27 protein-coding genes are annotated in these 22,717 nt (G+C 38.1%); 16 read left to right on the top strand and 11 right to left on the bottom strand.

Translation table 11 applies throughout. The features are described from left to right. Positions 1-638 precede the first annotated feature (638 nt). The 3 genes from RZN25_09525 to RZN25_09515 all read left to right on the top strand — a co-directional run bounded on the left by RZN25_09525 (position 639) and on the right by RZN25_09515 (position 2,807). The gene (locus tag RZN25_09525; GenBank protein MEQ6377058.1) at positions 639-1,913 is read left to right on the top strand and encodes an MFS transporter; all 1,275 of its coding nucleotides are present in this window, start codon (positions 639-641) and stop codon (positions 1,911-1,913) included. Positions 1,914-1,933: 20 nt separating this feature from the next. After that, positions 1,934-2,260 carry an NUDIX hydrolase gene (locus RZN25_09520; GenBank protein ID MEQ6377057.1) on the top strand — a complete coding sequence of 109 codons (327 nt, stop codon included), beginning with the start codon at positions 1,934-1,936 and terminating at the stop codon, positions 2,258-2,260. 88 nt (positions 2,261-2,348) lie between these two features. Continuing rightward, positions 2,349-2,807 carry a GNAT family N-acetyltransferase gene (locus RZN25_09515; protein ID MEQ6377056.1) on the top strand — a complete coding sequence of 153 codons (459 nt, stop codon included), beginning with the start codon at positions 2,349-2,351 and terminating at the stop codon, positions 2,805-2,807. Between the two features lie 134 nt (positions 2,808-2,941). On the opposite strand, the gene RZN25_09510 is transcribed toward RZN25_09515, so the two are convergent. Next, positions 2,942-3,775 (bottom strand): thermonuclease family protein, encoded by an 834-nt coding sequence (locus RZN25_09510; protein ID MEQ6377055.1) that lies wholly within the window; start codon positions 3,773-3,775, stop codon positions 2,942-2,944. Between the two features lie 184 nt (positions 3,776-3,959). On the opposite strand from RZN25_09510, the gene RZN25_09505 reads away from it, so the two are divergent. Both RZN25_09505 and RZN25_09500 read left to right on the top strand, forming a co-directional pair. Next, positions 3,960-5,036, top strand: coding sequence for a C45 family peptidase (locus RZN25_09505; GenBank protein ID MEQ6377054.1), 1,077 nt, complete (start codon positions 3,960-3,962; stop codon positions 5,034-5,036). Between the two features lie 77 nt (positions 5,037-5,113). Further along, a complete protein-coding gene (locus tag RZN25_09500) occupies positions 5,114-6,004 on the top strand; it encodes an aldo/keto reductase (protein ID MEQ6377053.1) in 891 nt (296 codons plus the stop codon). 80 nt (positions 6,005-6,084) lie between these two features. Here the strand turns inward: RZN25_09500 and RZN25_09495 are convergent, their stop codons facing one another. From RZN25_09495 to ectA, 3 genes are all read right to left on the bottom strand, one after another. Next, complete coding sequence (locus RZN25_09495; GenBank protein MEQ6377052.1) at positions 6,085-6,474, bottom strand: ectoine synthase; 390 nt, start codon at positions 6,472-6,474, stop codon at positions 6,085-6,087. Positions 6,475-6,505: 31 nt separating this feature from the next. Further along, complete coding sequence (gene ectB, locus RZN25_09490; GenBank protein ID MEQ6377051.1) at positions 6,506-7,780, bottom strand: diaminobutyrate--2-oxoglutarate transaminase; 1,275 nt, start codon at positions 7,778-7,780, stop codon at positions 6,506-6,508. 105 nt (positions 7,781-7,885) lie between these two features. Continuing rightward, complete coding sequence (ectA, locus tag RZN25_09485) at positions 7,886-8,323, bottom strand: diaminobutyrate acetyltransferase (GenBank protein MEQ6377050.1); 438 nt, start codon at positions 8,321-8,323, stop codon at positions 7,886-7,888. Positions 8,324-8,938: 615 nt separating this feature from the next. Between ectA and RZN25_09480 the strand changes: the two genes are divergently transcribed. Together RZN25_09480 and RZN25_09475 are read left to right on the top strand one after the other, a co-directional pair. Beyond that, the gene (locus RZN25_09480; GenBank protein ID MEQ6377049.1) at positions 8,939-9,532 is read left to right on the top strand and encodes a hypothetical protein; all 594 of its coding nucleotides are present in this window, start codon (positions 8,939-8,941) and stop codon (positions 9,530-9,532) included. A 19-nt stretch (positions 9,533-9,551) separates the two neighbouring features. Then, on the top strand, positions 9,552-9,971 hold the full coding sequence (locus RZN25_09475) for an OsmC family protein (protein MEQ6377048.1): 420 nt from the start codon (positions 9,552-9,554) through the stop codon (positions 9,969-9,971). 146 nt (positions 9,972-10,117) lie between these two features. On the opposite strand, the gene RZN25_09470 is transcribed toward RZN25_09475, so the two are convergent. Next, a complete protein-coding gene (locus RZN25_09470; protein MEQ6377047.1) occupies positions 10,118-11,125 on the bottom strand; it encodes an LLM class flavin-dependent oxidoreductase in 1,008 nt (335 codons plus the stop codon). A gap of 302 nt (positions 11,126-11,427) precedes the next feature. On the opposite strand from RZN25_09470, the gene rlmN reads away from it, so the two are divergent. Next, on the top strand, positions 11,428-12,495 hold the full coding sequence (gene rlmN, locus RZN25_09465; GenBank protein MEQ6377046.1) for a 23S rRNA (adenine(2503)-C(2))-methyltransferase RlmN: 1,068 nt from the start codon (positions 11,428-11,430) through the stop codon (positions 12,493-12,495). Between the two features lie 46 nt (positions 12,496-12,541). On the opposite strand, the gene RZN25_09460 is transcribed toward rlmN, so the two are convergent. From RZN25_09460 to RZN25_09445, 4 genes are all read right to left on the bottom strand, one after another. Then, positions 12,542-12,973, bottom strand: coding sequence for a hypothetical protein (locus RZN25_09460; protein MEQ6377045.1), 432 nt, complete (start codon positions 12,971-12,973; stop codon positions 12,542-12,544). Positions 12,974-13,167: 194 nt separating this feature from the next. Further along, positions 13,168-13,584 (bottom strand): Hsp20/alpha crystallin family protein, encoded by a 417-nt coding sequence (locus RZN25_09455; GenBank protein ID MEQ6377044.1) that lies wholly within the window; start codon positions 13,582-13,584, stop codon positions 13,168-13,170. Positions 13,585-13,699: 115 nt separating this feature from the next. Further along, a complete protein-coding gene (locus RZN25_09450) occupies positions 13,700-14,272 on the bottom strand; it encodes a WHG domain-containing protein (protein ID MEQ6377043.1) in 573 nt (190 codons plus the stop codon). A 3-nt stretch (positions 14,273-14,275) separates the two neighbouring features. Continuing rightward, positions 14,276-14,992: an MBL fold metallo-hydrolase gene (locus RZN25_09445; protein MEQ6377042.1), complete on the bottom strand. Its 717-nt coding sequence runs from the start codon at positions 14,990-14,992 to the stop codon at positions 14,276-14,278. 296 nt (positions 14,993-15,288) lie between these two features. Here RZN25_09445 and RZN25_09440 point away from each other — a divergent pair, with 296 nt between their 5' ends. After that, positions 15,289-16,173, top strand: a complete 885-nt coding sequence (locus RZN25_09440; protein ID MEQ6377041.1) for a fructose bisphosphate aldolase — start codon at positions 15,289-15,291, stop codon at positions 16,171-16,173. A gap of 19 nt (positions 16,174-16,192) precedes the next feature. Further along, positions 16,193-16,378, top strand: coding sequence for a GNAT family N-acetyltransferase (locus RZN25_09435; GenBank protein ID MEQ6377040.1), 186 nt, complete (start codon positions 16,193-16,195; stop codon positions 16,376-16,378). A 168-nt stretch (positions 16,379-16,546) separates the two neighbouring features. On the opposite strand, the gene RZN25_09430 is transcribed toward RZN25_09435, so the two are convergent. Next, positions 16,547-17,353, bottom strand: coding sequence for an MBL fold metallo-hydrolase (locus tag RZN25_09430; GenBank protein MEQ6377039.1), 807 nt, complete (start codon positions 17,351-17,353; stop codon positions 16,547-16,549). A gap of 301 nt (positions 17,354-17,654) precedes the next feature. Between RZN25_09430 and RZN25_09425 the strand changes: the two genes are divergently transcribed. Further along, positions 17,655-18,176, top strand: coding sequence for a type 1 glutamine amidotransferase domain-containing protein (locus tag RZN25_09425; GenBank protein ID MEQ6377038.1), 522 nt, complete (start codon positions 17,655-17,657; stop codon positions 18,174-18,176). A 595-nt stretch (positions 18,177-18,771) separates the two neighbouring features. Here RZN25_09425 and RZN25_09420 read toward each other — a convergent pair. Next, positions 18,772-18,924: a hypothetical protein gene (locus RZN25_09420; protein ID MEQ6377037.1), complete on the bottom strand. Its 153-nt coding sequence runs from the start codon at positions 18,922-18,924 to the stop codon at positions 18,772-18,774. Between the two features lie 266 nt (positions 18,925-19,190). On the opposite strand from RZN25_09420, the gene RZN25_09415 reads away from it, so the two are divergent. The 5 genes from RZN25_09415 (at position 19,191) to RZN25_09395 (ending at position 22,591) form a co-directional block, all read left to right on the top strand. Then, on the top strand, positions 19,191-19,481 hold the full coding sequence (locus tag RZN25_09415; GenBank protein ID MEQ6377036.1) for a hypothetical protein: 291 nt from the start codon (positions 19,191-19,193) through the stop codon (positions 19,479-19,481). An 18-nt stretch (positions 19,482-19,499) separates the two neighbouring features. After that, positions 19,500-19,721 carry a DUF962 domain-containing protein gene (locus RZN25_09410; protein MEQ6377035.1) on the top strand — a complete coding sequence of 74 codons (222 nt, stop codon included), beginning with the start codon at positions 19,500-19,502 and terminating at the stop codon, positions 19,719-19,721. Between the two features lie 17 nt (positions 19,722-19,738). Further along, positions 19,739-20,830 carry a beta-eliminating lyase-related protein gene (locus RZN25_09405; protein ID MEQ6377034.1) on the top strand — a complete coding sequence of 364 codons (1,092 nt, stop codon included), beginning with the start codon at positions 19,739-19,741 and terminating at the stop codon, positions 20,828-20,830. 352 nt (positions 20,831-21,182) lie between these two features. Continuing rightward, positions 21,183-22,457 carry a helix-turn-helix transcriptional regulator gene (locus RZN25_09400; GenBank protein MEQ6377033.1) on the top strand — a complete coding sequence of 425 codons (1,275 nt, stop codon included), beginning with the start codon at positions 21,183-21,185 and terminating at the stop codon, positions 22,455-22,457. 2 nt (positions 22,458-22,459) lie between these two features. Beyond that, positions 22,460-22,591: a hypothetical protein gene (locus tag RZN25_09395; GenBank protein MEQ6377032.1), complete on the top strand. Its 132-nt coding sequence runs from the start codon at positions 22,460-22,462 to the stop codon at positions 22,589-22,591. Positions 22,592-22,717: the final 126 nt, after the last annotated feature.

Genomic DNA, 22,717 nt, shown 5'->3' with positions numbered 1-22,717 from the left:
AGCCACATCTTTGTAGTTCTTCCCCTCTATTAATTCCAATCCAATGGATGGTTGAATTCTACTGACTAACGTTGATACCTCTCGACAATTGTATTATCTTCCTAAAATCGTTTCCTAAATCCTTTACTTACATATCTTCTTTTTCGATAAAACAAGGCTGTCCTTCTACTAAAAAATTTTTATGTTTAATTGTCTGGATTCAATAATCATGAACTCGATGTACCACTTGACTACAACTTCGGCAACGATGTTGTTTCCTCTCCAGCTCAATATGGACTATGTCTAAAACTTTGTTTTTACAGCGTTTACTTGAGTGGTTATCTTTTACAATGTAATGAAAAGATTTATTTGAAAAGTTAGTGGTTTCTCTTTATAATGTATTTAACTATACCCATATGGGTATATGGAGTGCATTATGGGAAGAGGAGGTTCGACGTGAACCAAGCTATTGAAAAGAGAGCGGAAGACCAGCGCCTTCCTAAATGGTCTTAAAGGAAATCTATCAAAAAATATTTATAAAATAAATTAGATGTTTATGAGTGTTGCTTTTTTGCTAGTATTTGGGAATAAGATGATTAAAAGATTACTAGATATGTAAATTGTTGGCATAAAATAATTATAGGATAGGATGTTAATTTATGGATGAAAAAAATAGTGAAGAGATACATCAGCTTTATATTGATAATCCAGACAAACAAAAGAAATTATATAAGCGTACGCTAATGATTATTGTGATTGCCCAGATTTTAGGTGGAGCTGGCCTTGCTTCAGGGATTACGATAGGGGCTTTGCTTGCTGAAGATATGTTAGGTACAGATAGCCTTGCAGGACTTCCAATTGCATTATTTACACTAGGATCAGCAGGTGCGGCATTACTAGTTGGAAACTTATCACAGCATTATGGTCGACGTATTGGACTTGCAACGGGATTTATGACAGGTGGTGTCGGTGCGGTTGGGGTGATAATTTCAGCTGTAACACACAATATCATTCTTTTATTTATTTCCTTACTTGTATATGGTTCAGGAACAGCTACAAACCTACAAGCTCGATATGCAGGTACTGACTTAGCGAATTCAAGGCAGAGAGCAACGGCGGTGAGTATTGCTTTAGTAGCAACGACTTTTGGAGCAGTTGCAGGACCCAATTTAGTGAACGTAATGGGTAAGTTTGCACTATCCATCGGGATACCTTCACTAGCAGGTCCATTTATTTTAGCAGCAGCATCATTTTTTCTAGCAGGTTTGGTACTTTTTATTTTTCTTCGTCCAGATCCACTGAAAATTGCACAAGCGCTGGAAACAAAAGAAAGTAGACAAGATCCTATACTTATTGATACAAAAGATGAGATCTTAGAAATAAACAAGCGAGAAATTAGTATTGGTGCTACCGTCATGGTAGTTACTCAAATCGTCATGGTGGCAGTTATGACCATGACGCCTGTGCATATGGGTAATCATGGTCATGGGTTAAGTGCAGTTGGATTAATCATTGGTTTTCATATTGGAGCCATGTATCTTCCCTCCCTTTTGACAGGTGTTCTTGTTGACAAAATTGGGCGTCATAGTATGGTGTTTGCATCCAGTTTTACCTTGCTTCTAGCTGGCATTTTTGCAGCCTACGCACCAATGGATTCAGTAGGTATTCTCACGATTGCGTTAATATTACTAGGATTAGGGTGGAATTTCGGTCTAATTAGCGGAACAGCACTCATCGTAGATGCAACAACCCCCATAAATCGGGCTAAAGTTCAAGGAATGGTAGACGTACTGGTTGCTCTGTCAGGAGCAGCAGGGGGAGCACTCTCAGGTATGGTTGTGGCTGGATATAGTTTTACTATACTATCACTTGGAAGTGGTCTGTTATCGCTGGTTCTTATTCCTGTAGTACTAATAGTTTTGCGTAAGAGGTAATAGAATAAAGTGGATGGTGATTGCTAGAGGGTGAATATCATATTGTTGTTAGTGCTTGGATAAGAAATAGTGAGGGAATGATTTTTGTACAAAAAAGACATACACAGAAGCCCCATCCAAATTTGTGGAAATGTCCAGGTGGGTCTATTTTGGAAAGGGAATCTAGTTTTGACGGAATTATTCGAGAAGCTGAAGAAGAAATTGGTATAAATTTAAGGGGTGCCCAGGGGGAAATAGTGAAAAGTTTTAGACGTGATCATCATCGAGATTTTTATGATGTATGGCTATTCAAAAAAGACTTTTCTGAACATGATAAGAAACAGAGGTGGTTGATTCTAAATGGGTAACTAGAGATGAGCTTGAAAAGATGTGGGAAAATGGAGAATTAGGACATACACTTGGATATATTCATGATTTATTTTGGGGTGATTCAAGATGGACGTTAAGGTAAGAAGGCTAGATTTGGGTGAGACAGCTCCTATGAATCTGCTTCTGCTAGCAGACCCTTCAGTTGCGATAGTTGAGCAATATTTCCATAGAGGAGAATGCTTTGTTGCTGAATGGGAGGATGAGATTGTTGGTGTGTATGTATTGTTACCAACAAGGCCAGAAACTATTGAGTTAGTAAATATTGCGGTGAGAGAGGAAAAGCAAGGGATGGGCATTGGGAAAAAGTTAGTTCTTGATGCCGTTAGTAGGGCGAAAAATCGTGGTTATAAGGTTTTGGAAGTCGGAACTGGCAACTCAAGTATTGGTCAATTGGCACTCTACCAGAAATGTGGATTTCGTATTACTGGAGTTGATCAGGATTTTTTTGTGAAACATTATGAACAGGAAATTTATGAGAACGGGATCCAGTGTAGGGATATGGTCCGGCTCGCGATTGAGCTTTAATAAATTCTTGGCAAGAATGTCATCTATGGTTTTGTTTAATTTGCGTGCAAAGATAACAAATAAGCTGATTCCCCCAAATAAAAGGGATCAGCTTTAAAACTCATCAATATCCAAGCACCACTCAAAACAAGTCTTTATTCACAGGCAATCCCGTCTCCATCTCCATCAAGATGTGTCCCATAACCCGGATCTCCTTTATAAAGTGGAGTGACACCCGCCTCATGTGCTTCAGCACACTTCGAATAGTAGACTTCCTCATTAGGTTCAGTTTCCTTGTTCGATGAAGAATTAGTGTCTTGTGAATGATCAGATGATTCTCCAAAACCCTCAGAAAATCCATCTTCTGTAACATAACCTTCTATGCTCCAAATCCTTAGCTTCTGATCCAATGCATGGTTTTGAGCCTTCATATAGGCGTCAAAATGGGTGTAGGGAGGATCATAGACATAGGCTAACCTAGCATAGCCACCTTCCAATAACATTTCGTTAAACATTTGGTCACCTATCCAGAGGTATACCAACAAACGGTCGTATTTATCACGCTTTGGCCCATCGAATTCAAGCTGGACTTCTTGACCTGTTAACGTCTTTTTAGCAAAGTCACTTGCCTCTTTACCAAAAGGTTGTACAGGTGTGTTTGGAGCCACAGTTTCAGGAGTATCCACAAGTAACAAGCGTAAAGTATCTTCTTCTCCATTTATATCAACTTTTACCGTATCGCCGTCAACTATACGAGTGACAGTTGCATTCACAAATCCATCTTTTGGTTCAGAAGAGTTTTCTTGAGAGGGAGATGGTGTTTTTGGTTCAACCTCGTCAGGAGTGGTATTCACTGGAGTTTCCTTTTCTTCCACTGTAAGATTATTTTCATTAGACGTTGGAATTTGGTTTTCCTGACCATTTTGAGCAGAACAACCAACACCAAATAAAATTATGGATAAAGAAATAAGATTAAAAACTTGCTTCACTCTGTAACCTCCTGGAAAAATTTTAATCACTCGAAAATTTCTGTAATATTAACTTATTTTATCATGTTACAAACATGGAAAGAATGATTAAATAAACTTGGTATGATTAGCCAAGTCTTCTATTTGGAATTTGATATAAATATGTTTTACCATTAGGGTACAAACCAAGATTGGAGAACTTCTTATGAAAAAAATACATAGTGACATTTTACAGTTTAGAGGAAACCACTATGATTTTGGATTTTGGCAAGGTGAATTGCTAAAGGATTCATTAACTATAAAAAATAGAGAGAAACAATGGAAAGTAAGAATTCCTCGATTCACTGTAGAAGAAAAAGAAGTAAAGGAGGCGATTATTCGGTTTGCTCCTGGTGTATGGGACGAGTTAGTGGGGATGAGGGATGCCCTTGAGTGGGATATGAAACGAGTCTTGATGGAGTTTGGTGGATACAGGCTAGACTATGTGAAGTCTGGTTGCTCGATCATGACAGGTGAAGATTACTTCATACGTAACTATGATTATCATCCAAAGACCTATGAAGGAAGGTATGTTTTTTTTCAACCGACAGACCAAGGCTATGCCATAATGGGCCCCAGCCAAAGAGTTACAGGAAGAATGGATGGGATGAATGAAAGAGGCCTAGTTCTTGGCTATAACTTCATGCACAGAAAAAAGCCCGGAGATGGGTTCATTTGTTGCATGATTGGTCGTTTAATTTTGGAATCCTGTGCGACAGTTGGTGAAGCTGTAGAGATGTTACAAGAAATACCCCATCGACATTCTTTTAGCTACATTGTCTATGACCAAAGTGGACAGACTTATGTTGTGGAAGCCTCACCAAGAGGAGTTGAAGTACGACAAGCGCAAGTTTGCACGAACCATTTTGAAATGTTAACAAAAGAAAATCGAAACCATTTAGCGGATTCGAAACGTAGAATGGATATTATCAAAAAACAACAAGATACAGGTTCATTAAGTAGTCAAGAGGCTTTTCGCTTGATGAATGACTCCCAAGGTGGAGTTTTTTCTAAATTATATAAAGATTGGGCCGGAACAATCCATACCTCTGTCTATTTTCCTAAAGAGTTGAAATCTTGGTTCGCTTTAGGTGGGGACCAGCAGCCAGAAGAGTTTGATTTTAAAAAATGGTTGTCTGGGGATGATATTCAAATAGAGCGAATTCTAGGGGAAGTGGATACAGATATTCCATTTGTTCATATGGACGAGGGGGCGTATTGGGGATTTAAAAACAAGTTATAGTCTACTTTTGGCACGTGGTGGGAAGTCAGCTACATAGTCTAAGTGAAATATATAGACATTCTAACGAGGTGAATTTTATGAAGTATCGTAAACTAGGAAAGTCAAATTTAGAGGTATCTGTTGTCGGAATAGGAACATGGCAATATGGCGGTGAATGGGGAAAAGCATTTTCACAACAGGAAGTGGATGCTATTTTGGACAAGTCCAAAGAGGTAGGAATCAATTTAATTGATACAGCAGAATGCTATGGTGATCACCTATCGGAGAGTTTGATTGGTGATTATATAAGTCGCCGAAATAGAGAGGATTGGATTGTGGCAACAAAGTTTGGCCATCATTTTCATGGGAATTTTGACCGAACTAGACATTGGAGTCCTGACGATGTCCTGAAACAACTGGATACCTCACTGAAAGCTTTAAATACGGATTATATAGATTTGTACCAGGCACACTCGTGTACAGATGAGGAATTTAATAACGATGATTTATGGACCATGTTAGATAAACAAAAGCAAGCTGGAAAAATCCGACACCTTGGGGTTTCTTTGCGTACTAATGATGAAGATTACCAAGTGAAGAAGGGAGAGGAATATGGCGTTTCTGCCATTCAGGTGGTATACAACCGCTTAGATCGTGCTCCTGAAGAAAAAGTTTTCCCTGCGGCTGAACGTCAGGACTTTGGAGTTCTCGCACGTGTTCCATTAGCAAGTGGATACTTGAGTGGGAAATATAAGCCGGGAGCTCAATTTGCTAAGGATGATGTGCGATCTAGGCATGATCCAAAAGTAACCGCCGACTTATTAAAAGAAGTGGAAGAGATTGGACACAATGAGGTGCCAGAAGGGGTATCCATAGCCTCTTGGGCATTGGCGTGGTGTTTGAAGCATTCGGCAGTAACCACGGTCATTCCAGGTTGTAAAAATCCAGAACAAGTTGTATTAAATGCAAAAGCAACAGAGCTTGTTTGATACGAAATCTAAAAGGGTTACATCATAGGTTAGCCAAAATGAGTAGGACAGGGGCAAGCCCCTGTCCTCTTTTGTTACTTCTATTCATCTTCGGCTACTGGATATACACCGTTTTCGTCGTGAACTTCTGTTCCTGCAACCGGTGGGTTAAAGACACAAACCATACGCATGTCAGTTTTAGCACGGAGGAGGTGCTCATCATTTTCGTCTAGAGCGTAAAGAACGTCCTTCTTAATCGGCCAGACTTTTCCGTCCTTAAGAGTAACAACTTCCCCTTCTCCTTCGATGCAATAAACGGATTCTAAATGGTTTTGATACCAAATATGAGTTTCTGTTCCTGCTTTAATAATAGTGTCGTGTACAGAGTATCCCATTCCATCCTTTTTTAAAATAAGGCGACGGCTAACCCAATTCCCACCATCAACGTCATGTTCGGTTTCTAGTACATCATTTAATGCAACTACTTTCATCTTCATTTCCTCCTATTGAAAAGTTATTCTCTTATTGTGCTACTGGTTCTTTTACGAGAACTTTGATACTTTCTTCGATAATATCGAATCCTTTTTGAAGGGCAGCTGTATCAATAGTTAAGGCAGGGAAAAGCTTGAATACTTCGTCATTGGCTCCTGCTGTTTCCATAATTAATCCTCGTTTAAAGGCTTCCTCAGCCACCTTACTTGATAGGCCTTCCACCTCAGAAACAATTCCGGACATAAACCCGCGTCCACGAACTTCCCCTTTTAATTCAGGGTATTTTTCTACCATGGATTTTAAAAAGTTTTGGATAGCAATAGATTTTTCTTCAATGGAATCTTCAAATTTCTTATCCTTCCAATAATCTAGGGCAACCGTAGCTGTAACAAAAGCATGATTATTTCCGCGGAAAGTTCCATTATGTTCCCCTGGAGTCCACACATCTAGATCTGGACGAATGAGAGTCACAGCAAAAGGTAATCCGTAACCACTTAATGATTTGGACATACAAATGATGTCGGGTTTAATACCTGCTTTTTCAAAGCTGAAGAATGTTCCTGTACGCCCAACTCCAGCCTGAACATCATCAATAATGAGAAGGATGCCCCAACGCTTACAGATCTGTTCCAGTTTTTTGAGCCATTCAAATCTTGCTGTATTTAACCCGCCTTCTCCTTGTACAGTTTCTAGAATCATCGCTGCTGGGATAGCAACTCCACTTCCACTGTCTTCTAAGAAGCGCTCCAAATAATCAAGAGAATCTTGGTGGTCCACATATTGGTCATATGGCATGGTCACCACATGGTGAAGTGGGATACCTGCCCCACGGCGCTTCATGGAATTTCCAGTTACAGAAAGAGAGCCAATGGTCATGCCATGGAAGCCGTTCGTGAAACTAATAACATCAGTACGCCCTGTTACTTTACGAGCAAGCTTCAGTGCACTTTCGACGGAGTTTGTTCCTGTTGGTCCCGGAAACATAATTTTGTAATCCATTTTACGTGGCTTTAAAATAATGTCGTTAAAGCTAGAAATAAATTCCCGTTTTGCAGATGTTGCCATGTCTAGTGAGTGTGTAATACCATCTTCCATGATGTATTCCACTAATTTTTTCTTCATTTTTTCGTCATTGTGTCCGTAATTCAACGCACCAGCACCACTGAAAAAATCAATATATTCTTTACCTGATTCATCCCACATTAAATGGCCCTTTGCTTTTGTGAAAACAGTAGGGAAGCTGCGGCAATAACTACGCACCTGAGATTCGATATTTTCAAAAACATCTAAATTGTTTTGACTCAAAATGATTCCTCCTCGTATTTTAAACATACGTATAGTAGGTCTTGATCAAAAGGGTTTTTGTTATCCTTCGAAACAAAAACAAAATTGACTTGTAACGTCTAGTAATTAGTGCTCGATAGGACCGATACGAAACGTGTCCTCAGCTTCATGATCTTCTGTAGGGAATAAGTCCTTTGAAAAGCATTCATGAACCGAGCATTCGGTTTGAAAATCTTTCGCGAGTTTACGGAACAAGGCTTTTGACGCTTCGTTATCTGGGGTCACTGTTGCTTCAACGAAACGTACGTCTTGACAAGCCTCCCGGTTGATTAATTCATGGAGAAGCTTCGATGCAATTCCCTTACCCTTAAAGTTAGGGTCAACACCGATTTGCCACACGAAAACAACATCTTGTTGTTTTGGGGGGATAAATGCGGTCACAAAGCCAACGAGCTGATCCTCATGTTTGGCTACAACACAAGTCTCTCTAAAATATTTACTCATCATGATGTACTTATATGCAGAATTTTGATCAAGAGTGGAATTTGTTACGAGCTTCCACATTTCGGTACCGTCTTCTAAAGACGGTTTTGAAAAAGTAATGGTATCTGTTGAAATCGCAGCAACTGAATCGTTGATAGTTCCAATCTCCCTTCGTCATTTTCTCATTGCACTATCCATATTTTATCGTACAGGGATAGAAAAAAATGGGCAAACTAGTTATATAAGGATTAATCCGCTTAAACTTGGCTTTGAAGGATTGTGCGTAAGAAAACATAACAATCCTATAAAAATGCTCCATATTTTTTAAAAATTCTCTTAATACAAGCTGAATTACTAAAAATAGTTGTGAAACTTTATTTGTTTCTAATCAAATGCAGTTTTTTAAACGATATAAGGATATAAACTTAATGGTGGTATCCATTTTTCTTATAGTCAAAAGAAAGAGGATACAACAATGGAGCAAACAAATATTCTTACAACTATAGAAACTGTTTATACAAACGCAGCAAGCCACCATGTTAGCTGGGATAGGTGCTGTTGCAGCAGCAAATGCAAGCTCGTCAAACTAACACACTGTTCATAGGAATAGTATTTTTTCTTTTGAACCATAAGCGTGTGAATTGGATTTCTTCCTATTCATTTGGGTATAATGGAAAGGATAGGAGGTGGGGTCTTATGGAAAAGTTGAAAGAAAGATTAGAGGAAGAGGGCAAGCGGAAAGGTACGCAAACTATTTTGGTATTTCCAGAGGAATTACAAATTCTCAATGAATCCAACAATTTCCCTCGGGATATAGTTCTTGAAGAGGATTTACCTAGTGATCGCTTCTTAGATAGTTATATGGAGAGAGTAGATAAAGAAACCGAGAATTTGATTGAGGTAGAAAATCCTAACAAATTGTTGCACGAGCCCGTAGCCATTTTAAAAAAGAAAAAGAACGAATTTTTATACATAGAATCCAAATGGTTTGATGTTGTAAAGATTGATGGGTTATCAATGGAGTACGATATCGTCTTTAGTCGTTACTTTGCTTTGTTTGGATTGAGGGTCCCTAAAAAAGCAAAAGACAGGTTGAAAAGCTTTTTCTCAGAATCCTTGCATGGGGACGAAACAAGTTATCGGTTGATGTTCAATGATCAAGATGGTGTTTGGGATGTGAATTTTTCATTTGAACGTCTTGATGGGTTTCATGATGAGATTACAGTAGGAGAAGCCATTGGAATGATTTATCGATTCCTACTACAATTACATCTATCTTTGAAAAAATAAGAAAGGGTGCTTTTTTATGATGAACACTACAATAAAATGGAATGGAGACATGGCTTTTTCAAGTACAACTCCTTCTGGTCACGAGTTGAAAATGGATGCTTCTGAGGAAGTAGGAGGGAAAAATACAGGAGCACGTCCAACAGAATTATTGTTAAATGCTGTGGCAGGCTGTACAGGAATAGATATTATTTCTATTTTAAAAAAGATGCGATTGGATCCTACTTCTTTTTCCATGGATGTAGAAGGTGATCGGGCGGACGACCATCCTAAACGTTTTACCAAAATCCATATTCATTACACACTAGAGGGAGATCTTCCAGAGGATAAGGTAATAAGAGCCATTGAATTATCAACGGAGAAGTATTGTTCTGTATCTCACTCGCTGAACGCAGAAATTACGGCTAGTTATTCGTTGAATGGGGAAAGGAAAGAGCTGTAATAGTAGAAAAGAAAAAAGATGATTCCTAACTTTTTGAAGGAATCATCTTTTTTTTGGGACACTTGGCACGAAAATACACCAAACAAAATGACATTTCACTGCATGGTTCTTTTAGAGCTTTAAGAAGTTTTGTCCCAACAACCTTCCTATTCCATCATTTCTCCCAAAATTTCATATGATCTCATTCTATCTTGATGATGATATATTTGTGAATTCACAATGACTTCATCTGCTTCCGTTTCATCAATAAATGCTTTTAGTTTTTCTTCAACTAGTTTGGCATCACCAACGATAGTTGAACGAGAATCCAATGTTTTTTCAACATGGTCTTGCTCATAAGGTGTCCATACGGATTCAATATCATCAATTGGTGGCTTTAATTGAGTTGGCATCCCACGAACTAAGCTTAAAAATTGCTGCTGCTGAGAGGTTGCAAGCCATTTGGCTTTTTCAACTGTGTCTGCAGCAATGACATTCACACCAACCATGGAATGAGGTTTGTCTAACACATCCGATGGCTTGAAGTTGTTACGATATAAACGAAGAGCCTGCAATGTATACTCTGGCGCAAAATGGCTAGCAAAGGAAAAAGGAAGTCCCTTTTGAGCAGCTAATTGGGCACTGAAACCACTAGATCCAAGAAGCCAAATAGGAATTTTTAATCCTTCCCCTGGAAAAGCGTGCACTCGCTCGGTCCCTGCAAAATACCCCTGTAATTCCTCTACTTGTTGAGGAAACTCTTCTGCACCACGATTTAATGTTCGACGAAGAGCATAAGCTGTTCCTTGATCGCTTCCTGGTGCACGACCTAGACCAAGATCTATCCGACCAGGGAACATGGATTCTAATGTTCCAAACTGTTCGGCAATAACCAGTGTCGCATGATTTGGCAGCATAATCCCACCTGCACCAACACGGATGGTGTTTGTTGCTGCGGCAATCCGACTGATCACAACAGAAGTTGCGGAGCTTGCGATCCCGGGCATATTGTGATGTTCAGCAAACCAATATCGTTTGTACCCTAACTTTTCCGTAAGTTGTGCAAGCTCAACACTATTTTGAAAAGATTCGGATGCACTACCTCCCTCAACTATGGGGGCTAAGTCAAGAACCGACAGTTGAGTATTATGAAAAACTTTGTTATTAGAAGACATGGGTTCGCTCCTTTGTGAATAAATTTATAGAATCTTCTTATGGAATAGAATCTTACGCTTGAAGATTAGCATTGTCTATTGATTTGCTTATGACACCTATATTTTCTCCTAAATTTGATATATAATTAGATGTTCATGATTGAAATAGTTGCCACATTGGTATACTTTAAGTAAGATATGATAGGGAAATGTTTTACGCAGAAAGAAAGAATAAGTTTTTCCTTTCTGCATATAAGGCAACTAAGGCATTCGCCATAAAGACCTGGCTAATGACAAGTTTTCTAAAGAAAGAGGTTTTAATTATGGAAAAACAGTCCATCTATGGATTAACATATGATCAGTTAACCGATTGGCTTGTGGAGCATGGTCAAAAGAAATTCCGAATTCAACAAATTTGGGACTGGTTGTACAATAAACGAGTCCAAAATTTTTCTGATATGCAGAATGTGAATAAGGATTGTATCCAGTTGTTGGAAGATCATTTTGTTCTTTATTCCCTGGATGTAGAGGTTAAACAGGAATCGTCTGATGGTACGATTAAATTTTTATTCCGCTTACAGGACGGAAATTTAATTGAAACAGTTCTTATGCGTCATCATTATGGGCAATCCGTATGTGTAACAACTCAAGTTGGTTGTAATATTGGTTGTTCCTTTTGTGCTAGTGGGTTGTTAACTAAAAATCGCGACTTAACAGCCGGGGAGATTGTGGAACAAATTATGCAGGTGCAAAAGCATTTAGATGAGCAGGGGGAAGAAGAGCGTGTGAGTCATATTGTGGTGATGGGTATTGGAGAACCATTTGACAACTATGACAACCTCATGAATTTCCTGCGTGTGGTTAATGAGCAGCGAGGACTTGCTATAGGCGCTCGTCATATTACGGTTTCAACAAGTGGTCTAGTGGATAAGATTTACAAGTTTGCTGATGAAAATTCACAGGTAAACTTAGCCGTCTCTCTTCATGCTCCAAATAATGAGTTGCGTACGAAAATCATGAAAATCAATCGGGCATTCCCGTTGGAGAAGTTAATGCCGGCCATTGACTATTATTTAAAAAAGACTAATCGAAGAATTACTTTTGAATATATTTTACTTCGTGGAGTCAACGATCATAAAAAAGAAGCCCTAGAACTCGCTGGACTTCTTAAGGATAAAAAACATCTATCCTACGTCAATTTGATTCCATACAATCCTGTAGATGAACATGGTCAGTACCAACGAAGTGATCAAGAAGTGATTTCTGAATTTTTTCAAACCCTAAAAAAGCAAGGCGTAAATTGTGGAGTTCGACAAGAACAAGGTACTGATATTGATGCAGCATGTGGTCAGTTGCGTAGCAAACAAATTAAGAAAGTAAAAGTAAAGTAATAAGAAAGGTCTTTCTCATGTAAAAGAGGAAGACCTTTTTATATTATCAAGAGATTTTTTCTTGAAATTCAAGGATCTTTGACAAAGTATCATCTGTTAATTTTTTAATTTCTTTTACATCCATTTCGTCTTGTCTAATTGTATTTGAGATGAGGGGATACAGACTTTCCTCAATATTTTCGTAATCTTCAGGATATTTTTCCTCTACTTTTTTCTCAATGGAATCCCAGTTGTCGTTCAATGATTTACCTAACCGATTTACCTCTTTGATGTCAGGAGTCGTTTTATTCATTGCGATTTTTAGTTTTTCAACCGTATCAATAACGGTTTGGAGACCTTCCTCTAATTTTATTTCCTTCATGTTTTCCTTTTGCCCTTCATGTGCCGTATTAGATTCATTGTCAGAAGATATGCTGAAGGCACTAGTAAAAAGTAAACCAACAAAAAGTAAAGCCCCAATAACAATTCTTGTGTTCAATACATTCACTCCTTTTCTATTATATTAAGGTTACTTTTTGCTTTCTCTTCCTTTTTTATACAACAAAAAAGAACTTTTCTAACTTTTACTTAGTGATTTAGTGATTTAAAAGGATTTGATTGAGTCATTTCCTGGGAAATGATATGTAAAATGATGTAAAAAAATGAAACCGAGCTATAATTGCTCGGTTTCTCTTATTCGATCTCGATTTTTTTACCTTTAACCTTGGGGAATTTGATTCTAAGAAGCCCGTCTCGATGGGTAGCTTTCATTCCATCCACAGAAATATTAGCAGGAAGATAAATGAGACGCTCAAGTTTCATTTGTTTACTTTCCTGGTATCCCTTTGCGATTTCTTCCTGTTTTCGATTTACTTTGATTCTCAAATGGTCTCTGAGCAAATCAATATCTATTTCTTCTTTTGAGATGCCGGGCAAACGTGCTTCATAAATGATATGTTTATCTGTTTCGATTTTTTCAACCGGAATTCGCTGCTGAGCAACTCCGTTGAAAAATTCATTGATTGACCCAAGTAATGGATTTTTTCGGTCAAATACTTCCCCAAGAAAATCTCTTGAATGTTCAGAAGGTAGATTTTTTCGGTCAGCCATCCTTACATACTCCTCTCCAAAGTTTTCTATTATAGCTTATGTAGAGAGGAGGGGGAAAGGTTACAAATGACCCTCATTGGGGTGGAGTTTCACCATAATGGGGGTGACCGGAGCTTTATTTCGCCCTTTCTTTCAAACCTTCCATAAAAATTTGCAGTATAGCTTCAATGCTTTCCTCATGTCCTAATTGAATGGCAAAACCGCCTGATTTTTCGATCGTAGCAAATCCGTGCAAGAAACTTCGAAACCCCCGTACAGCATGAATAGTATCTGAAGACTCTAAGTGAAAAGGATGCAGTAGTTCCACGCATATTTGAACAATCTGTTCGGATACCTTTTGAACCTCTTTATTATCCTGAACATTTGGTAGAAAAGTGGCTTCATACAATCCTGGGTTCTGACGAGCATAGTTTAGGTAGGCTTTCCCAACAAAAATAATTTTATCGTCAACTTCATTTGATTTGTTGGATGCTTGCCTCATAGCAGTGTGCATTTTTTCTAAACTATAAAAAGCTATTTTCTGTTGGATTTCTAAAATCCCACTGACATGATTGTAAAGAGAGGGAGTTTTGATATTAAGTTCTTTTGCTAAAATTCCCATGGTAAGGCCATTAATTCCATTATGTTCAACAATTTCAACGGCTTTTTGAAAAACCGTTGAAAAATTAAGTCCAGATCTTGGTGACATGACTTAAGCCTCCGGATAATTTAGTTTTTGCTTTGCATCATGAATGGCTTTCTTCATTTCCTCCATTGGGGTTTCAAGAACTTTCCCATGCCCCACAGCTAATAGCTTCGGTTGTGATTTAAGTAATTGTTGAGCACTTTCTAAAGCTTTGATTTTATTCCAAGTGGCCATTGCAGGGAAAGGAAAGAAAGGCCTAAGTTGGCCTGAAACGGCTGTGCCACCTCTTGTTTGGAATGCATCCCCTGCTATCAATATGTTATTTCTCTTATCCAAAAAAGACATGGATCCTGGTGTATGGCCGGGCGAAGGTATGGCCACCAAAGAGCCAATTTGATCCCCGGCCTTCAGAAGAACATCTGGTGTAGTTTGAATATTCTTTGGAACTCCCCCTTTAATCGGAGTTTGAGGTTCATCAGCTTCCAAAGATCGGTCACCTTTTAAAAGTTTCGCATCTCGAATGGAAATGAAAACAGGGACATGAGGATACAATTTTTTCAGTTCATCCAATGCTCCGACATGATCTCCATGAGCATGGGTTAGAACAATTCGAGTAATGGGTTTGTTAAGGGTCTTTGCTGCTTGAATAATGGTCTTAGCACTATTTGGTAGGGCAGCATCTATGAGTGTTAATCCATCCTCTTCTTCAACTAAATAACAATTGACTGGGAAAACCTTTTCAAAAAAAGCGACTTGATATAAAGTATCAAACTTTCTAATCATTCCATCCACCTCATTTTAGATTTTTAACTAACGCCGTTAGTTTTATTATAACTAATACTATTAGTTTTTCAAGAAAAAAATCTGAGTATGGAAGCGGAGAAAAAGATCGGTCTAAAATCCGAACAAAGTTCAATCTTGTTGCCGTTGTGTAATTTTTTCTATCGGTCTATATTAAGAGTAACAAATCAAACAGATTTAATGAGGAGGATGAACTCATGTTTAATGAATATGTGGAAGCTAAATTGGCTGAAGAACGTCGCCCAAGGTAACAAGTATAAAAGGGAGGAGTGAGATGGATGCAGGAAAAATATTTTGAGCGTATGAAGAAAGAGAAAGGGTTTATTGCAGCGCTGGACCAGAGTGGGGGAAGTACTCCAAAGGCACTTGCTGCTTATGGTATCGCTGAAGATGAATATGCGAATGAGGCAGAAATGTTTGATCTTGTACACCAGATGAGAACCCGAATTATTAGTTCTCCATCGTTTGACTCGGAACATATTCTTGGGGCAATTTTATTTGAGCAAACGATGGACCGGAAAATTGAAGGGAAATTCACTGGAGATTATTTATCAGAAGAGAAAGGGATTGTACCTTTTCTGAAAGTGGATAAGGGGCTTGCTGAGGCTGCAAGTGGTGTTCAGAAGATGAAACCCATTGACGACCTTGCTGAAAAATTGGAAAGAGCAAACCGACGGGGCATGTTTGGAACCAAAATGCGCTCTGTTATTAAAGAAGCCAACCAAGATGGAATTAAACAAGTAGTCGATCAGCAATTCGAAATTGGGAGAAAGATTATTGACGCAGGGCTTGTGCCTATCATTGAGCCAGAAGTTGATATTCATAGCACCGATAAAGCGCAATCTGAAGTGTTATTAAAACAGGAAATCATGAAACATTTAGATCAATTAAATAAGAATGAATTTGTCATGTTAAAGTTGAGCATTCCAACTGTTGCCAATCACTACAAAGAGCTAATTGATCATCCACAAGTCGTACGTGTTGTCGCCCTATCTGGTGGCTATTCCAGAGACGAAGCAAATAAAAAACTAAAAGAAAATGAAGGCCTAATCGCAAGCTTCTCCAGAGCCCTAACTGAAAACCTAAATGTGAAGCAAACTGACCAAGAGTTTCACGCAGCTCTAAAAGAAGCAGTCCAATCCATTTACAACGCATCCAAATAATCCTAAAAGGGGTCAGCTAGTGGGGCATGCTGGTCTCGTTTCGCGAACTATAGATGGGGGTCAGGAACTAGAAATAGAATATTGGATTTCCCGTCAACATTGGGGGGAAGGTTATGCCATAGAAGCTGCAGAAGCCTTAAGGGATTATGGACGTACTCGTCTCAGTGTGGATAGAATGATCGCACTAATACAGCCTAGGAACTAGTAAAGTTGCGGGAAAACTCGGCATGACTTTAGATAGGAAGATAGTGCTAAAAGGCCAGAACGTTCATTTATATTCATCCTTTGAACCAGCTTTTTAGTGAATTTATGTAATTACTAATCTAGGGAAAGAGGGACAGGCACCGCATCCCTGGGACGCGGTGCCTGTCCCCTATTTGCCTAAAATAGATGTGATGATGTGCAGGGAATCCAATTCTTTCCTTGAGAGTTGGATGATGGGGTACTTTTTGGGGAAGAGCTGTTGGCGAATTTCTTCTTTTGCGTGTCCTTTTTGATAGAGGTTTAACACCTGTTCTTTAATGGATATTAAATAATCCAATTTCCTCGCTAACGCAGCACGGCCATCTTTGACAAAACCAGCGTGGTTACAAAATACCTCATTAAAATCATAAGTCAACACACGTTCTAAAGAGTGTATGATATCAGGGATGCTCTCCTCTGCTAAAACTACTTTTGTCCGCTCACTAACAAACAAATCCCCCGTAAACAACTGACCAGTATCTTGATTTAAGAAGGCTTTATGGTCAAAAGCATGACCTGGAGTGTCGATCACATCCCATTTTGCCCCTCGAGAATGAAAAGTTTTGGGCATAGCTTGAGCGTGAAATGGTTTTCTTCTACCCCAAAAAAGTTTTCGATATAAAGGATAATCTGCCCGTTTCTCGCAATAATCGATCGTTTTTTCGCTTAAATAGATTGGGACTCCTTTCGCATTTTGAACATAGGCAGCGCAACCTGTATGGTCCTCATGATAATGGGTAATCATGACCTGATCAAAATCAGCTTCATCCATAAAGGGTTGAAAATATTTATGTAAAGATAGCGCGCCAGTATCGATCAGGACCCCATCAATCAAATAACTGTACACATTTAAGGAAACACCTTGAAATGAAACCTCGCCGTTTAAATAGGTTACGCCATTTTTTTCGCCAGAGGATGAACGTTTCTTTAAAAGCATGGTAACGAGTCCTTTCTATAATTAACAGTTTGTAAACCACACACGGATGGTTAGCGGAAACTTATTGGACCTATTTGGATTGCCCACCTATCATCACTTCTGCTGAATCTAGAGGTGGGGGTCCTGTTATGCTAGGATGAAAATAGGATGCTAGTTTCATTATAATCATCCAAAAAAGAATACGCCAATATTTTTATCCAGCGGAGGAGGCATCCACTTCCCTTTAGATATGGAAATGGACTGATTATGATTCATCCCCTTATTCCTGTTATACTGTACATATCAAAAATGGAGGGATGACATGCGATTAAAGGATAAAAAAGTAATAGCACTTGTTGAGGATGACTTCGAAGACTTAGAGCTTTGGTATCCCGTCTTACGTCTGCAGGAAGAGGGAGCACAGGTTGATTTAGTGGGAAAAGAAGCAAAGAAAACCTACACAGGAAAATATGGTGTGCCTGCTGAATCAGCCTTTGCCTTTTCCGATATTAGCGCAGCTGACTATGATGCCATTCTAGTCCCAGGTGGATGGGCGCCGGATAAATTAAGACGCTATCCAGAAGTGTTGGACATGATCCGGGAAATGGATGCGAAGAAGAAGCCAATTGGCCAAATTTGTCACGCAGGATGGGTACTTATTTCAGCAAACATTTTAGAAGGAAAAAACGTAACCAGTACTCCAGGCATCAAAGATGATATGAAAAATGCAGGCGCGACTTGGATTGATGAACCAGTCGTGGTAGACGGCCACATTGTGTCCAGTCGCAGGCCGCCAGATTTACCACCATATGTGAAAGTGTTTGCAGATAAACTTGCTAACTGAGACAAAGGGACGCTTCTTCTTTCCCAACGTGAAGGGGGAACGTTGTGTCCTAGAACAATCAATAGCAGAGTAAAGGAACGGGGCTCCTGTCCCGTTCCTGGTTATTTATGGGCATTTTCAAGAGGTGATTACCTCCCGTGCGCTGTGAAGTTCAATTCTGATTGTTATGCAACAAAATGACAGTGAAGTGCATATAAAAGGATGAATTACCATTTTCGGCGTTCAATCTTACTATGGAGATGTGCAATTCCTTTATTTTGGGCTTCAATCAATCCTATCTAGTTCATTAAATGTTAGAACTGGTTCAATTATTTCAAAAATCAGTTCATAACGGAAAATTGCGGATTCAATTCTAGATGTTAAATATTCAATAATGCGCAAAAACTACATAAAAAGCTGCTTATAGGTTTAAAAGCAGAAAAACAAGTTCAAACTTAAACAACCAAAAGCTACATAAAAAGAATGAAACACTACAATTATAAATTAAAAGAATCAATTCTGATTTTTCCGCATCAATTCCTTGAAGGCTAGTCAACCCATGTATGAAAATTGGACAGGAAAACCGTCCCTCCGTTTCACCGAGCGTTAGTATCACTCATAAAAGGTTATCAAAAATAGATTGTACAGATTTAGGTAATAATTGATAAAATAATCCTTCATATTTTAAATCTAGTATACCAGCTATGAAAAAAATCATGATGATTACAATCAAAGCGGTTTTTTTGTTGATACGATTTAACTTTTTCAAGACATTCCCCTCCACAGTTGAAGTTAGTACCAATGCAAATGGTTCGCGAGTGATGAACTTGTCCCAGATTCTTTTATTCCACCTTAACGGGCAGTATGACTCCAAGTTTCCGCTAACAATTCAGTGGGGATGGTAAAAAAACACGGATTGAAGTCTTGCTTTTTAGATGAAATTGGGACAAGGAGCCTGTCCTTGTGTCCCGGCTTCAACATCATGCTACAATAAAGAAAATGATAAATTGAGAGATGAATATGGGTCGTAAAAAGATGAGTAAGCTATATAATAAATATAAACGATTTAAAAAGGAAGCTCAAACTGAATTAGGTCAGCTCATTGCGGAATTTAAGGAGGATCTTGGACCTGCTGTTCGAAATGAAGAAGAATTATTAGAAGAAGTGAAAATCCATCTCATAGCAGAGGCGAAATCTACAACGAACATAGGTAGTCGAGCTATTTTTCTTGCGCTTGCAGTGGGAACAACCCTCTTTTTACTATCATCTATAATGCTTAGGATGTGGGAAAGCAAAAGTTTAAAGAGAAGCTTGATAGTATCCTAGAACCCCACTGCTTTAGCTGTGGGAGTTGTCAGACTTGCTGCTTTTAATTTCTGGTTTCTTTTAATGGCACCTATTGTTGCATACAGCTTTGCATGGAGTAATCATTTTTTCATCGGAGGAAATAAGCCTTCAACCTTTGGCCACCCGTTTTGGTCGTTACGATCTGATTTTCAAATGTACTTTTTGTTTTCAATAGGTAAACTAAAAGGGGAGCTACAGAGAGCGGAAGTTATTAAATAAAGAAAGAAGGCAAATGAATGAGTCTTGATCAAGAACTATCTAAGGCATTTAAACAATCTACCATTATAGCAGGGCATGGGAAAAGGGATGTTGCAACACTTTTGAAGGCCTTTCAAGAGATCGATGGGAATGTAGAGAGTGATATGTATGGAAAGGGGAACATCATTGAAGATTTTCAAACAAAAATAGCTTCCTTCTTAGGGAAAGAAGAGGCCGTTTTCTTTCCTAGTGGAACAATGGCCCAGCAAATTGCCTTAAGAATCTGGGCAGATCACAAAGGAGTACATAAAGTAGCTTATCATCCGTTAAGTCATTTAGAGATTCATGAGGAAGATGGATTAAAGAAGCTCCATCATATCGAAACTATTTTATTGGCTGACAAAGGTCGCGTGATTGAATATGATGATGTTGTGGGAATGACAGAGGAGGTTTCTAGTGTTCTGCTAGAGTTGCCACAAAGGGAAATTGGAGGACAGCTTCCTTCCTTTGAAACGCTTGAAAAAATTTCGGCTTTTTGTAAGGAGAAAGACATTAAACTTCATCTCGATGGGGCTAGATTGTTAGAAGTTTTGCCATACTATCAAAAAACAGCGGCAGAGGTATGTGAACTTTTTGATAGTGTCTATGTATCGTTCTATAAAGGTATTGGAGGTATTGCCGGGGCTATTCTTGCAGGTCCAGAGTCTTTTATTGAAGAATCGAAACTATGGAAAAGAAGATATGGAGGAGATTTAATTAGTCTTTATCCTTATATCATTCCAGCTGATTATTATTTTGATCAGAGAGCGGAAAAGATGGATAAGTATTGGCAAGAGGCACAGAAGTTAGCTAAATATTTCAATGAGTGTTCGGGTGTGAAGACAAGACCGGTAGAACCGGTATCCAATATGTTTCATGTTCATTTCCATTTTCCAAAGGAAGAAGTAGCACCTTTATTAATGGATATCTATCAAGAAACAGGAATTGGAATCACGGGTTATTTAAAAGAAGTTAGTGACTCTGAATGTTATTTTGAGGTGAGTATTGGGGATCAATATGAGGTTGTTCAGGATAAACTTCCAGATGTTTTTGAACTACTAAATTTGAAACTGCAGGGGCTTATAGTCTGACTTTTGCAGTTGAGTAAGACAAATAACAGCCATCAGCCCCTCGTAGATAAGGGTTTGATGGCTAATTTTTTTTTGCGCAAAATCATAACAAAGTTTACCGTATTTTATAGCTGTTAAAATTTTTTGAGTAATGGACCTGGCCTCCATTACGGTGAAGCTTTACTTTGTTTGAGTTAGTTAGATCCTATACTTGGCAAGCAATTCTTCAAAAATGGACTTTTTATGAAGTTATTTTTGTGGATTGCTTGTTTTTTTGAAAATGGAAGGATTTTTGAAAGAAAAGAAGAATTTTAATTTTAAGAGGGTAACCTAGTAAATTAGTTATTGAGGGTCCAAAAGAAGGGGGAATTTAATGCATGTAGGTAGAAGGCTAGCGGCTATTCGGGTAAGGCATGGGATTTCCCAAGATGAAATGGCAAAGGATATAATATCTAGAGGACATTATAGTAATATTGAATCGGGAAGATATCAAGTCATGGATGACTTAATGCAATCTTTTGCTATCAAAATAAAACTACCGATTAGCTATTTGAGAGATATTGATGTAAAGGATGAAAAGCTAGAATCAGATTTATTACTTCTGGATAAGTCAGTTGAAGATAAAGATTTTAAGAGGGCTGACCAACTTGTGGAGGAGATAACAGAGAATTATCCCTATATAAATAGTATAGAGCAGGAGTTTTATTTTTATCTTATAAGAGCTGGATACTATCTGTTAAATGAAAACATGGAGGAAGCTCAAAAAATACTTGATGAAAAAATCAAAATCTATGCAAACGATGAAGAAGCTATTCCAAATAAATATCTGTTTCTCTATTATTACACAATGGGACTATGGTACCAGCAATCTGGTATTTTCCCTATAAGTGAAGAATATTACGAAAAAGCTTCTAATGTGGCCAAATCTAACATTCAAAAAGCTAAGTTAGATTATAATAGGGCAATGAACCATTACAGTATTAATAAACTAAAAACAGCTGTATCCTTTGCCACTCGTTCCCTAGGAAGGTACATGGAAGAGGAGAAAATGCAGCAGATTGCTAAAATATATGTGTTACTTGGAGCATTATATTGGAAACTTGAAATGCTAGCTGTATCAGAAAGCGTTCTGATGAAGGGACTAGAGGTTACCAAAACATATAAGTATAGTAATCTCGAAGAAAAAATTTATAACAACTTAGGGCTTGTCTATGGAAGTCGTAATGATTTTAAAAATGCAATGGTATATTTTAATAAGTCTATTGATTTAAAAGTCAAAAATAACTACGATACTTTAGTATTTACTTATATAAATTTGTTGGAATTTTTGATTTCAGCTGAAAGATCTGAAGAATCGATTGAAATTTTAAATAAAGTAAAAAAGTTACAACTGAAAGATGAGGAACAGTTTTATGTAATGGAATCAGAAGCTAAGTTGAACTTTTTACTCGGGAATTATGATGAATATGAAAGATTGATTGAGAAAGTTATTCGGTACTATGATGAAAATAATCATTATAGATTTCTAATATCGATTTGTAGAAAGTATAGTGATTATTTGGCTACTAATTATAAGTATAAGGATGCATATCATTATGCTAAAGTAGCCTTTATAGCGCAAGATAAACTAAAGGAAAGGAGAGAGTAATATTGAAAAAAGTAAAAAGAGTTTTATTAGTAGGTGTCATTGCTACATTGTTGTCCGTAAGTTTGTTTGGAGGTTCAGCCTTTGCTGCTCAAATACCAGAAATACCTGGACCTGAAGTAGTGAAACCTTTATAAAACAGAGTAAACCCTCTCCTCTTTTGGATGAGGGTTTATTTTTATTTTATAAAAAAATAGTTAGAGGACAGGGGAAAACCTGTCTTTTTTTAAAAGATAAGAAATCATTATGGCTCGCTTCGCGGA

The organism is Bacillaceae bacterium S4-13-56 (assembly GCA_040191315.1).
Taxonomy (GTDB): Bacteria; Bacillota; Bacilli; order Bacillales; family JAWJLM01; genus JAWJLM01.
Note: the sequence above shows the minus strand (reverse complement) of the source record. Positions and strands in the feature narration are given on the sequence as shown.